This window comes from Pedobacter lusitanus (assembly GCF_040026395.1).
Taxonomy (GTDB): domain Bacteria; phylum Bacteroidota; class Bacteroidia; order Sphingobacteriales; family Sphingobacteriaceae; genus Pedobacter; species Pedobacter lusitanus.
Window position 1 is genome coordinate 4,390,594 of the sequence record NZ_CP157278.1, and the last position, 11,905, is coordinate 4,402,498.

Below are 11,905 nucleotides of genomic sequence, written 5' to 3' on the forward strand. Positions count from 1 at the left end.
TTAATAATAATCAACGTGTCAGTAATACTTGCTATCGAATCCTCTTGTGATGAAACTTCTGTTGCTATTTGTACTAACGGCAAAATTACTGCCAATGTTATTGCAAACCAAACTATTCATCAAAATTATGGTGGTGTAATTCCTGAATTAGCTTCAAGAGTACATCAGCAAAATATTGTACCGGTTATTCAACAAGCATTAATCGATGCTAAAGTTAGTAAAAAGGATATAAATGCCATAGCTTTTACCAGAGGACCAGGACTATTGGGGTCTTTATTGGTAGGTGTGTCATTTGCCAAATCATTTGCCCTGGCTCTGGATTTACCTCTTATAGCTGTGAATCATATGCATGCGCATATTCTTGCTCATTTTATTGATGACCCAAAGCCTTCATTTCCATTTTTGTGCTTAACAGTTTCAGGTGGGCACACGCAGATTGTTCTAGTCAAAGATTTCTTTGATATGGAGATCGTAGGGGAATCTCTGGATGATGCCGCCGGAGAAGCTTTTGATAAAACGGCCAAGATCTTAAATCTCCCTTATCCGGGCGGTCCGCTTATTGACAAGCACGCTGCTCTTGGGAATCCGCTGGCCTATAAATTTCCTGAACCTCAGATTAAAGATCTCAATTATAGTTTTAGTGGTTTAAAGACGGCAATATTATATTTTATCAGGGCTCGGGAAAAGGAAAATCCTGATTTCATAAAAGAAAATCTGAACGATATTTGTGCATCTGTACAGCATAGTATAGTCCAGATTCTGTTAAATAAAGTGAAAAAAGCTGCGAAGCAATATCATATTAAAGAGATTGCTATTGCTGGTGGTGTTTCCGCGAATACTGGATTACGGAAAGCGCTTGAAGAGAAATCAGTAGAGCTGGGCTGGAAGGTTTTTATTCCGGCATTTGAGTATTGTACGGATAATGCTGCGATGATTGCGATTGCAGGACATTACAAATTTATAAATAAGGAATTTGTTGGTCAGGACATTGCTCCTGCATCAAGGATGGAGTTTTAAATATTAATCATACTAATTTTTTGTTATGAGTTCAATGAGTTTTTTGTTTTTTGGCATGATGTTGATCCCCTTTATTTTGCTTTTGATCTGGATGATTAAGCAGGATAAGAATAAGAATTATATCGGTCTTGTCGTATTAGTAGCTGCTATATTTATCGCTGCTTATGTGGCGGTTAATGTTGATATGAAGTTTATGAATCCATAGGTTCTGCTGAGACTAATAGGATTGGGGATAATGCCCTGGTAATTTGATGATGGAGCAGGTAATCATCATTATGTACATGGTGAATAGCCTATAAATAAAAAGCGGCATACCGATATGAAGTGAACCCCAAAAGTTGGACAAAAACTTTTGGGGTTTATCAATAAGGTATGCCGCTTTTTATTTATTTGAAGCTGTTTTTATCTGCAGCCCGTTGAATTATAATAATTCTTCCAGTTTCTCACCAGTTACTTCTTGTCTGATTTTAGCTTCGATCTCATCAGCTAATTCAGGGTTATCCAGTAATAATTGCTTGACAGCATCTCTTCCCTGTCCTAATTTGGTCTCTCCATAAGAGAACCATGAACCTGCTTTCTTGATAATGTTGAAGTCTACACCCAAGTCAATGATTTCACCAACTTTAGAGATTCCCTGACCAAACATGATATCGAATTCAGCAATACGGAAAGGAGGTGCAACTTTGTTTTTAACGATTTTTACTTTTACCCTGTTACCTGAAACCTCATCAGAATCTTTAATCTGAGATGTTCTGCGAATATCAAGACGTACTGACGCGTAGAATTTTAATGCGTTACCACCGGTTGTTGTTTCCGGGTTACCGAACATCACTCCAATTTTTTCACGTAACTGGTTGATGAAAATACAGCAGCATCCTGTTTTAGCAATTGTTCCTGTTAACTTTCTCAATGCCTGTGACATTAAACGTGCCTGAAGACCCATTTTAGAATCACCCATTTCACCTTCAATCTCAGCTTTTGGTACTAAAGCAGCAACAGAGTCAATAACGATTACGTCAATAGCTCCTGATCTGATCAGATTGTCTGCAATCTCTAATGCCTGCTCACCATTGTCTGGTTGTGCAATCAACAGATTGTCTACATCTACACCCAGCTTTTTAGCATAGAATTTATCAAAAGCATGTTCTGCATCAACAAATGCTGCCACACCGCCCTGTTTCTGTGCTTCGGCTATGATATGGGTTGCCAAAGTTGTTTTACCTGAAGATTCAGGACCGTAAATTTCAATTACTCGTCCTTTTGGTACACCACCAATACCTAAAGCAATATCTAAACTGATAGAGCCGGTTGAGATAGACTCAATAGATTCAGTAGGAGTATCACCTAATTTCATCACGGCACCTTTACCGTAAGATTTTTCTAACTTATCTAGTGTAAGTTGTAATGCTTTTAATTTATCTGGGTTTGGGATCATCTTATTTAATTAGGTCGTAAATATAAAATATTTAAAACTATATATCGTAGTAATTATACTAATTTATTTAGCAATATTAAGTAATATTTTTCAATAAATAATAAAATATCTAAAAATATTGAATTTAGTGTTCAGTCTGGCTAATAGCTTTAGCCGGTTTGTTTAACTTCTCGTAGTATCTGCAGATCGAAGTGATTTCGCAAATATTGCATTTTGGTGAGCGTGCAACACACACATATCTTCCATGAAGTATCAGCCAGTGGTGTGCCACGTGGATAGTTTCTTCCGGTAAATATTTAACCAGATCTTTTTCTACAGCAAGTGGGGTTTTTCCGTTGGTAAGCCCAATACGGTTAGCTACACGGAATACATGGGTGTCTACTGCCATTGCCGGTGCATTGTAAATTACAGATGCAATAACGTTGGCTGTTTTACGGCCTACTCCCGGCATTTTCTGTAACTGGTCAATATCCGAAGGAACCACATTGTTGAATTCATTTAACAGGATGTTTGCCATGCCTACCAGGTGCTTTGCCTTGTTATTCGGATAACTTACACTCCTTATATAATCAAAAACAATGTCGGGGGTTACTTCGGCCAGTGCCTTTGCATCAGGAAAACGCTGAAATAAGGCCGGTGTAACCTGGTTGATTCTTTTATCAGTGCACTGAGCAGATAAAATGACGGCTACCAGTAATTGAAAAGGATTGTTGTAATGGAGTTCTGTTTCAGCATCAGGCTGTTTAGCAGAAAAATAGGCTACAAATTGTTTATATCTTTCTTTTTTGAGCATAGTGGGACAAAGATAAAACAAAAAAAGCTGCCCTGAAGGCAGCTTAATTTTTTTTTAAGTCAATTACAGTGACTTGGAGTAAGCCAGGATTTTGGAAATAGTTTCCTCATCAGGGTTCTTATTCAACAAGTCCATCTGTGATTTAATGCTTTCGTAAAACATTAAATCCAGGTCGTTGAAATACTCACTACTTATATTTTCAGCATGCTGATTTAAGTAGTGTGAATTTGAAATAGGAGTAGAGGTTGTTATCATAAGCATTAAACTGTTTTTGTTTTCTAATTTAACGAAACAATTCAACATTTATTTTCATCAGAACATATTGTTTTTTCGTGATGCCTGTTTTTCTTGTACTCAGGCGCACTACAATTATAAAAATATATCCCTGATGAGTGATAAACCCGTATTTAGGTTACTTCCTTCACTTTCATCATTTTGCGAAGATTACTCAGTGCATATCTCATCCTTCCCAATGCTGTATTAATACTGACATCTGTAAGGTCTGCTATTTCTTTAAAACTAAGATCTGCATAATGACGCATGATGAGTACTTCTTTCTGTTCATCGGGAAGAAGCTGGATCAATACCCTAAGATCGGTATGTGTCTGCTCTCTTAATAATTTATCTTCTGCATTCTCCTCATGGATCTGCAGCATATTAAGCACATCAGTGCCGTCTGCACTGGTGATAACCGGTGCGCGTTTTTCACGTCTGAAATAATCGATGACTAAATTATGCGCAATACGCATTACCCAGGGTAAGAATTTACCCTCTTCATTGTATCTTCCTGAACGGAGTGTATTGATTACTTTGATGAAGGCATCCTGAAAAATGTCTTCTGCTAAGTACTGGTCTTTGACTAATAAATATATGGAAGTGTATATTTTGGATTTGTACCTGTTCAACAGTTCTTCGAGAACGGATTCATTTCCTTTTAGGTATAACTTCACTAACTCCTGATCACTATATGATTGTAACTTCATAGGATTATCTAAACTAAATTCCTTTGCTTTGGTGTGCTAAAAAAGATTGAGTAGATGTTTTTGCTATAGTGGTTCTCCTATGATTTTTTAAGTTGGTGATTTAATTGATTGGCTTACAAGTTCAAAAGAAGCATTTTTTTATCAGATTACAAGAATAAAAGTAGTAAAAAAAATTAAATTAGTTCAAAGAGCCGTATTTTTGCACCCTCCCTACAAACTAATTTTGTGTTTTTTGGGTTATATTAGCAAATCCTATAAGGAAGTAAATGAGTAAGGAAACGGAGAAAGATCCACATAAAAACATTATTATAAAGGGCGCCAGGGTACATAACCTCAAAAATATTGATGTTGCAATACCTAAAAATAAACTGGTTGTCATCACTGGAATGTCCGGCTCTGGGAAATCTTCCCTGGCTTTTGACACGCTTTATGCTGAAGGACAAAGAAGATACGTCGAAAGCCTTTCTTCTTATGCCCGTCAGTTTATGGGCAGGATGAATAAGCCGGATGTTGATTACATTAAAGGTATTGCCCCTGCAATTGCGATTGAACAAAAGGTAATTACCTCCAATCCAAGATCTACTGTCGGAACCTCAACGGAGATTTATGATTATCTTAAATTGCTTTTTTCCAGAATTGGCAAAACCATTTCCCCGGAATCGGGTGAAATTGTTAAGAAAGATACCGTAAGTACTGTCGTTGATTTTGTATCCCGGCTGGGTGAGGATAGTGTAGCGACGATTTTTTGTCCGCTTCATCCGCATAATAACCGGTCAATTAAAGAAGAACTTGCTGTTTTACTGCAAAAAGGATTCCTGAGAGTTTATATCGGTGATACTGTGCATAAAATAGAAACTGTTCTGGAGGATGTGGAATTTAAGGATACTGAACTTAAAGACGCTGATACGATTAAGATTCTGATAGACCGCATCGTTTTTCATGAGGATGATGAAACGATGAGCAGACTGGCGGATTCCGTTCAGACTGCCTTCTTTGAAGGTAAGGGTGATTGTTATGTAGAACATGAAGGGAAAATCACACATTTCTGCGATCGTTTTGAACTGGATGGTATCCGTTTTGAGGAACCAACCCCAAATTTCTTCAGTTTCAATAATCCTTATGGTGCCTGTAAACGATGTGAAGGTTATGGAAATGTAATCGGCATAGATGAAGATCTTGTTGTACCTGATAAAAGTAAAAGCCTTTACGATAACGCTATTGCTCCATGGCGCGGAGAGAAAATGCGGGAATGGTTAAATAAACTGATCAAAAATGCAGCGAAGTTTGACTTTCCTATTCACAGACCTTTTAATGAACTTACTGAAAAAGAACAACGGTTAATCTGGACCGGAAATAAATATTTTGAAGGACTGGATGCTTTCTTTAAAGAATTAGAAGAACAAACTTTCAAAATTCAGTACAGAGTCATGTTATCACGTTACCGCGGAAAAACTATTTGCCCTGACTGTAAAGGATCAAGACTGCGTAAAGATGCTTCCTATGTAAAGATCGGTGGGAAATCTATAGTGGACGTGGTATTAATGCCTTTGTCTGTTATACAGGATTTCTTTGATAATCTGGAGCTTTCTGAAACAGACGAAAAGATATCAAAACGTTTACTGGCCGAAGTTACCAGCCGGGTACTTTACCTGAATAATGTAGGATTAGGATATCTGACACTGAACAGGTTATCAAATACACTTTCTGGTGGTGAGTCGCAACGTATTAACCTCGCAACTTCATTAGGCAGTAGCCTGGTTGGATCTATTTATGTGTTGGATGAACCCAGTATTGGTCTGCATCCCAGGGATACCAATAAGCTGATTGGTGTACTGGAGTCTTTACGTAATGTAGGCAATACGGTAATCGTGGTTGAGCATGAGGAGGAGATGATGCGTGCTGCAGATCATATTATAGATATTGGTCCTGAAGCTGGAACTTTAGGAGGGAATCTGGTTTTCACAGGTACCTATGAAGAAATTATTAAGGACAACAAGAGTCTGACTGGAAAATACCTGTCAGGCGAAGAAAGTATAGCAATTCCTGTAAAGCGCAGAAAATGGGCTGACCATATTCTGATTAAAGGAGCCAGAGAGAATAACCTTAAGAATATAGAGGTGAAATTTCCATTGGGTGTCTTTACTGTTGTGAGTGGTGTTTCCGGATCTGGTAAAACGAGTCTGGTTAAGAAAATACTTTATCCTGCACTGCAAAAAGCAATAGGTAATTATGCTGGAGAGCAGACAGGATTATATGATGGTATATTTGGTAACTATGAGCTGATCAGTCAGGTAGAAATGGTAGATCAGAATCCTATAGGGCGTTCTTCGAGATCAAATCCGGTTACCTATGTAAAGGCATGGGATGATGTTCGTGCATTGTTCTCTGCTTTACCTGTCGCTAAAGCTGCGGGATTAAAGCCAGCTGCTTTTTCTTTCAATGTAGAAGGCGGACGTTGTGACGTCTGTCAGGGGGAAGGTGAAGTGAAAATAGAAATGCAATTCATGGCGGATATTTATCTGCCTTGTGAGGCTTGTGGTGGCCGCAGATTTAAACAACAGATTCTGGATGTAACCTATCAGGATAAAAATGTTGCTGATATCCTGGATCTGACCATTGATGAAGCAGTAGAATTTTTTAAGAATGATCCTAAAATTTTAAATAAACTGCAACCACTGGTTGATGTGGGATTGGGATATGTCCATTTAGGGCAGTCTTCCAATACATTGTCAGGTGGTGAGGCACAAAGGATTAAACTGGCATCGTTCTTAATTAAAGGAAACAGTGCAAGTAAAACGATGTTCATTTTTGATGAACCTACTACTGGGCTTCACTTTCATGACATCAAAAAATTACTGATTGCATTGAATACGCTGATTGAACAGGGGAATACTATTTTAGTAATTGAGCATAATATGGATATGATCAAATCTGCGGATTGGGTGATTGATATTGGACCGGAAGGTGGTGATAAAGGAGGGAATGTCGTTTTTGAAGGGACACCTGAAGATCTTATTCACGCAAAAGATTCGTATACAGCAAAATATTTACTGCCGCATCTGAAGCCATCTTTGGCTGATAATTAACGTGTAATATCATGTCTGGCTAATGAAGGTATCATTAGCCAGACAATGACCAATACTACAGATCAATTAAATCTTTATATTAGCGCATGCTTTTTCTAACCCTATTCCTAGGAATAATTCTTAATTCGATAGGTTATATTCCTCCCGGAAACATTAACCTTACGGTTGTACAGATTACCATCACCCGTGGAATAAAACAAGCTTTATATTTCATTCTGGCATTCTCCTGTATTGAGGTGCTGTTTACATTCGGTGTAATGAGGTTTGTACAATGGTTATCGAGTGAAATTAAGGTCGGTAATTATATTGATGTTGTCATGATTGTGATGTTCACAGTATTAGGAATAATTACCTGGAGATCCAGAAAGGAAATGCCTAAGGCTGATTATTCGAAGAAGGACAGTATCCGTTATGGTATGTTACTAGGTGTGCTTAATCCGATGCAGATCCCTTATTGGTTATTTGTAGGAACCTATCTGATTTCTCATGAGTGGATTGATATTGGCTATCTTTCTTTGACAGTGTTCAGCATTGGGTCAGGAATTGGTGCAGGGGTAGCCTTATATGGTTTTGCCAGATTTGCACAGTACATTCAGACAAAGTTTGCACTAAGCAGTTATGTCGTTAACAGAGCCATTGCAATTCTATTTTTTGCACTTTCTATTTATCATGTGATCAAGCTGGGACTCGTTTATCTGAAATAAAAGGACTCCCTATTTTTTAAGGAATTCTACATTCCAGATCTTTTCAGCCTTACGTCCGATAAGCCAGAAGGAAGCTGCCAGCACACTAAAGAAAAGGGCTTTATGCCAGCTGTCCCAAAAATATTCAAAATAACGGGTATAGAGATTGATGAAAAGAAAGGTAATTCCGAATTCTCTGGCTATATCATCCCTATACTTTAATCCAATAAAAATACTGGTTACACAAGCAACTGCCGAAATAATAGCCCAGTAGAAAAGACTTATCTGCTTGATGGTATACCATTTGTCCAGCGTGCCGAAATTACCAAATACAGAGATTAACCACAGGGAAACGAAAAGATAAATCATTCCGCAGATATAGGTAGTATCATAAAAGTAGGTAAAGACTTTAACCTTTTTCAAAGAAAGGGATAAAGCAGTTAGGACGAAGCCAAAGGCGACGAATCTTAAAGGATAATTCATCCCCAGAAAATATAGATTATCACGGGAAAGATAGCCAGTCTCTGTCCCAAACCATGCTCCAAGGGAAATCAGAACAAAGATCCAGATGAGGCGTGAATTAAAGATATAGGCTAATATTCCATAGATTATTACAGAGAGCAGGATAAGTATAGAGAAATGCCCGTCTCCTTTATCAAAAGCCTTCCCCATATAGGCTATAGCATTTGCAGTAAGCATTACAGCAGTAAAAATAATAGCATCGTTACTGAATACCTGCATAGGCAGAGTCTTTTTTCGGGTAAAGCTTATTTTGTAAAGTATACCAGCTGCGACTGCAGAGATTAAGCTTATAATACTGTTGGGAGTATCATAAAGATTCTTTAGATAATCGAGGAATTTATTGTCGATCAGTAATGCACCAAGAGAGATTACACCACAAGCCATTGCCACCCAAAAAGAATACTGGGCAAGCCGGCGCCAGTCGAAGGACTTGGCCTCATAACTTGCTTTTAATTTCTCAACATCACTGGAGGTGAGCAGGTTTTCTTCCTTCCAATGCTCCAACATTTCATCTAAAAAATCACTCTTTTCCTGGTCTATCTTCATTAACTGGCTGGTTGAGCCTGAACCATAATTTTAATACGATTCAGGCTTAACGAAGCTACTGGTTTAATTGAATAAACAAAAAAATAATTTAGGACAGGCCAGAGACTATAAAGTTCAGGGATTCAGTTTGCTTAAGCATTTTCAGCTTTTCTTTAGCAGATCCGGGATCTTTTTAATATTGCCCACAATCCAGACGATATCTTCATTTTCAAAAATGAGATCAGAATCAGGGTTGAGGATACGCACGCCATTTCGTTCAATACCAACAACTAATCCTTGTGTTTTCTCTCTGATTCCGGATCCGCGAATGGTCTGGCCAAATACAGGTGAAGAGGCGTTTATAACGATCTTTTGTAATGTCATATCCTTTTTAGGAAATGTACTCTCCTGGTTTTCGTTTGTAGTTCCTTTAAAGAGTTCACCAACTGCTGCCAGTTGATCATCTGTCCCGATCAGCATTACTTTATCATTGGGATATAACCTTTCATCACGTCCGGGAGTAGGGATCATCATATTTCCTCTTTCAATAAGAGCAATATTAACTCCGTATTTTTCTCTGACGGCCAGTTCTATCAGAGACTTTCCGACAAGTGATGATTCAGGAGCAATAGTCAATTCTGTTAGGTGGGTATCCCAGGGTAATATCTCTGGTTGTTTGTTCTGCTCTTCGCGCGCATTCAGATTATAGAGAAAGCGATGTTCCAGTCTGTCATAAAATGCCTGTAGTTTCCTGGAGAAAATAATCATCCCGCTAATAATTAAGGCAAGCGCGATGACAATAGCGATCCAGGTATTGTAAAACTGGAAGATCAGAAAACATACAGCAAATAAGGCTAAGGCTACTCTCAGTACCTCAAGAGCGATTAGTGGCCCCCGGGTATATTTTTTATTCAGCCATAAATGGGAATGGGCTTTCCTCTCAATTCTTCTGATGGCCAGTGCCCATAAAAAAGGAGCCATAATAATCAGCGAAACTATCAGACTGATAATAATTCCATTATTGCCATTAACCAGATTTTTTGTAATAAACGGGTGCAGATAACGTGAACCTAAAAAAATAATCGCAATCAGGATTACCGAATGAATAATGGTATTGAAAGTATAGGATTTTAGCAGTGTTTTCCAATCACTCATTGCCGTAATCCCTGCGGTACTGGAGCTGTATCTGTTAATTGCAGCAACCCAGCTTTTTGGAAGGGTACGTTCCAGAAAAAGATAAAATGGTTCTGATGCTTTAATCAGATAGGGGGTAGTAAAAGTGGTAATTGCAGAAACAGCTACAGCAATCGGATACAGGAAATCACTGGTTACCTTCAGTGTCAGACCAAGGGTAGCAATAATAAACGAAAACTCCCCGATCTGGGCTAAACTCATCCCGGTTTGAACAGAGGTTTTTAGCGGCTGACCCGATACCAGAGCACCTAAACCTGAACTCAGAAACTTACCCAGAATTGTGGCTATAGTGATCACCAGAATTGGGACTGCATAATCTATAAGGATGCTCGGATCAATTAACATCCCTACTGAAACAAAGAATATAGCAGCAAATAGGTCTTTTACTGATTTAGTAAGATGCTCGATTTTTTCTGCCTGTGTGGTTTCTGCAAGAATTGAACCCATAATAAAAGCCCCGAGTGCAGGAGAGAAACCTACTTTTACAGCTAATAATACCATTAACAGACATAAAGCAATAGAGACAATCAGCATGGTCTCGTCGTTCATTAATTTCTTTGTGGCCTTAAGAAAGGATGGAACAAGGAAAATACCACCTATAAACCATAAAATCAGGAAGAAAAAGAGTTTGAGAATAGAGAGGAACATTTCTGTTCCGGCAAATTGCTGACTTACCGCTAATGTAGAAAGCAGGACCAAAAGTAAAATAGCTACAAGATCTTCGACAATAAGAACACCGAAAACCAGACCAGCAAACTTCTTGTGTTTGACACCTAATTCTTCAAAGGCGCGTATAATAATTGTGGTAGAAGATACAGATAGAATACCTCCAAGAAATATACTGTCCATAGTTGCCCAGCCCATTGCCTTTCCGGCAACAAAGCCAATCAGAAGCATGCAGACAACTTCTACAATAGCGGTTATGGAAGCTGAACCGCCAACTTTAACCAGTTTCTTAAAACTGAATTCCAGTCCAAGACTAAATAGCAGGAAAATAACTCCTATTTCGGCCCAGATATGAATGCTGTCATTGTCTGTAACTGTAGGGACAAATTTAATATGTGGGCCAACCAGTAAACCGGCCAGGATATAACCTAATACCAGTGGTTGTTTGATTTTTTTGAAAAGCAGGGTTGTAATTCCAGCTGCAGCGAGTATTAAACCTAAATCAGTTATTAATACGGGTAGGTGAAGCATACGTAATATTTAATTGTAAAAAAACGGGTTAATGGATTTGCATTACTACATTACCAGAAAACATGCTTAGGATACAAAAAATCGTGTATGAAATTATAAAAGAAATGCGTTTGTGCATTGTAAATTTTGAATGGAGTATTACTGACTGTTTTATTCTCAGGCAGACGGAGTAACTGCAGACTAACTATATATTGTTTATTCAGACTCTGCTGGATCAGCGTAGGATACGTTGTATCATCTTCATTCAGATTAGATACGTCTTCCTGTTGTGTTTTATTAAACAGATTATGAAGAGAAACTGGTTTAATTTCCAAACCCCGCAGACTGGCAGTGAGAGCAGGCTCAGGCTTTAAGGCAAAGCATGAATTCGTTATGAAAAAGATTGTGATAATCATTAAAAAACGCCTCATTATCGTAAATATACAAAAAAAGAGGCGTTTATTTTAGAAAAATGACGTTTATTTCGATAA

Annotated in this window: 11 protein-coding genes; 4 read left to right on the plus strand and 7 right to left on the minus strand. The window is 38.1% G+C overall.

Annotated features, from left to right (window positions below; translation table 11 throughout):
- The first annotated feature begins 15 nt into the window (after positions 1-15).
- Together tsaD and PL_RS18805 are read left to right on the plus strand one after the other, a co-directional pair.
- Positions 16-1,017, plus strand: a complete 1,002-nt coding sequence (gene tsaD / locus PL_RS18800; protein ID WP_041882343.1) for a tRNA (adenosine(37)-N6)-threonylcarbamoyltransferase complex transferase subunit TsaD — start codon at positions 16-18, stop codon at positions 1,015-1,017.
- 25 nt (positions 1,018-1,042) lie between these two features.
- Positions 1,043-1,222: a hypothetical protein gene (locus PL_RS18805; protein ID WP_041882340.1), complete on the plus strand. Its 180-nt coding sequence runs from the start codon at positions 1,043-1,045 to the stop codon at positions 1,220-1,222.
- Between the two features lie 216 nt (positions 1,223-1,438).
- Here PL_RS18805 and recA read toward each other — a convergent pair whose 3' ends face one another.
- From recA to PL_RS18825, 4 genes are all read right to left on the minus strand, one after another.
- A complete protein-coding gene (gene recA, locus PL_RS18810; RefSeq protein ID WP_200890736.1) occupies positions 1,439-2,452 on the minus strand; it encodes a recombinase RecA in 1,014 nt (337 codons plus the stop codon).
- Between the two features lie 124 nt (positions 2,453-2,576).
- A complete protein-coding gene (nth, locus tag PL_RS18815; RefSeq protein ID WP_041882339.1) occupies positions 2,577-3,245 on the minus strand; it encodes an endonuclease III in 669 nt (222 codons plus the stop codon).
- A gap of 63 nt (positions 3,246-3,308) precedes the next feature.
- Positions 3,309-3,506 carry a hypothetical protein gene (locus tag PL_RS18820; RefSeq protein WP_160292102.1) on the minus strand — a complete coding sequence of 66 codons (198 nt, stop codon included), beginning with the start codon at positions 3,504-3,506 and terminating at the stop codon, positions 3,309-3,311.
- Positions 3,507-3,652: 146 nt separating this feature from the next.
- On the minus strand, positions 3,653-4,228 hold the full coding sequence (locus PL_RS18825; RefSeq protein ID WP_041882334.1) for an RNA polymerase sigma factor: 576 nt from the start codon (positions 4,226-4,228) through the stop codon (positions 3,653-3,655).
- 266 nt (positions 4,229-4,494) lie between these two features.
- Between PL_RS18825 and uvrA the strand changes: the two genes are divergently transcribed.
- Both uvrA and PL_RS18835 read left to right on the plus strand, forming a co-directional pair.
- Positions 4,495-7,314, plus strand: a complete 2,820-nt coding sequence (gene uvrA, locus PL_RS18830; RefSeq protein WP_041882331.1) for an excinuclease ABC subunit UvrA — start codon at positions 4,495-4,497, stop codon at positions 7,312-7,314.
- Between the two features lie 86 nt (positions 7,315-7,400).
- On the plus strand, positions 7,401-8,018 hold the full coding sequence (locus PL_RS18835) for a LysE family transporter (protein ID WP_041882329.1): 618 nt from the start codon (positions 7,401-7,403) through the stop codon (positions 8,016-8,018).
- 9 nt (positions 8,019-8,027) lie between these two features.
- Here the strand turns inward: PL_RS18835 and PL_RS18840 are convergent, their stop codons facing one another.
- The 3 genes from PL_RS18840 to PL_RS18850 form a co-directional block, all read right to left on the minus strand.
- Complete coding sequence (locus PL_RS18840; protein ID WP_041882328.1) at positions 8,028-9,065, minus strand: hypothetical protein; 1,038 nt, start codon at positions 9,063-9,065, stop codon at positions 8,028-8,030.
- Positions 9,066-9,206: 141 nt separating this feature from the next.
- Positions 9,207-11,435, minus strand: a complete 2,229-nt coding sequence (locus PL_RS18845) for a cation:proton antiporter (protein ID WP_041882325.1) — start codon at positions 11,433-11,435, stop codon at positions 9,207-9,209.
- Positions 11,436-11,485: 50 nt separating this feature from the next.
- Positions 11,486-11,749 carry a hypothetical protein gene (locus PL_RS18850; protein WP_160292101.1) on the minus strand — a complete coding sequence of 88 codons (264 nt, stop codon included), beginning with the start codon at positions 11,747-11,749 and terminating at the stop codon, positions 11,486-11,488.
- Positions 11,750-11,905 lie beyond the last annotated feature (156 nt).

What these genes read in the sequence shown, in the direction of transcription:
- nth (WP_041882339.1), bottom strand. Translation starts at nt 3,245, where the DNA reads ATGCTCAAAAAAGAAAGATATAAACAATTTGTAGCCTATTTTTCTGCT.
- PL_RS18820 (WP_160292102.1), bottom strand. Translation starts at nt 3,506, where the DNA reads ATGCTTATGATAACAACCTCTACTCCTATTTCAAATTCACACTACTTA.
- recA (WP_200890736.1), bottom strand. Translation starts at nt 2,452, where the DNA reads ATGATCCCAAACCCAGATAAATTAAAAGCATTACAACTTACACTAGAT.
- PL_RS18845 (WP_041882325.1), bottom strand. Translation starts at nt 11,435, where the DNA reads ATGCTTCACCTACCCGTATTAATAACTGATTTAGGTTTAATACTCGCT.
- PL_RS18825 (WP_041882334.1), bottom strand. Translation starts at nt 4,228, where the DNA reads ATGAAGTTACAATCATATAGTGATCAGGAGTTAGTGAAGTTATACCTA.
- uvrA (WP_041882331.1), top strand. Translation starts at nt 4,495, where the DNA reads ATGAGTAAGGAAACGGAGAAAGATCCACATAAAAACATTATTATAAAG.
- PL_RS18805 (WP_041882340.1), top strand. Translation starts at nt 1,043, where the DNA reads ATGAGTTCAATGAGTTTTTTGTTTTTTGGCATGATGTTGATCCCCTTT.
- PL_RS18835 (WP_041882329.1), top strand. Translation starts at nt 7,401, where the DNA reads ATGCTTTTTCTAACCCTATTCCTAGGAATAATTCTTAATTCGATAGGT.
- PL_RS18840 (WP_041882328.1), bottom strand. Translation starts at nt 9,065, where the DNA reads ATGAAGATAGACCAGGAAAAGAGTGATTTTTTAGATGAAATGTTGGAG.